Origin of the sequence: Bradyrhizobium sp. IC3195 (assembly GCF_020193585.1) — a bacterium.
Classification (GTDB): domain Bacteria; phylum Pseudomonadota; class Alphaproteobacteria; order Rhizobiales; family Xanthobacteraceae; genus Bradyrhizobium; species Bradyrhizobium yuanmingense.
Genome location: NZ_JADYVG010000093.1, coordinates 1 through 461 on the forward strand (window position 1 = coordinate 1; position 461 = coordinate 461).

1 protein-coding gene is annotated in these 461 nt (G+C 69.2%); it reads left to right on the plus strand.

Translation table 11 applies throughout. The features are described from left to right. Positions 1-44: 44 nt before the first annotated feature. A partial coding sequence (locus tag I6F09_RS37240) for a hypothetical protein (RefSeq protein WP_225190208.1) occupies positions 45-461 on the plus strand: 417 nt, incomplete at its 3' end.

Here is a 461-nt window from a genome sequence, read left to right on the forward strand (position 1 = left end):
GTGTCAGGGACCGCCAGGTCCCACCCGAACCCCCAGGGACCGTCATGCGCAAGATCCTCGCCTCGATCGCCGTGTTCGCCGCTCTCCTCGTCGCCGCGCTGGTCGGACCCGGCTCGGTGCTCACCGCGGACGCCGCGACGGTCAACTTCACCTCCTGGCCGAAGGACGTCATCTACGTCTACGACACCACCGCGGGAGTGAAGAAGAGCGGCTCGCAGACCTGGCCCGTGAAGTCGGCTGCGGCACGCTGGTCCAAGAGCAACCCCGTCGACATCCGCTACACCACCAAGGGCTGCCCGGCGAAGGTCCAGTGCGTGACCATCCGTCAGGCCGAGCTGGCGGGCTCCACCGTCGGCGTCGCCGAGACCACCGCAGTCGGCGCGGACATCCGGTCGTCCAAGATCACCCTCGACACGACGTTCGGCCGCACCAACAGCGCCGCCCGCCGCCAGAACGTGGTC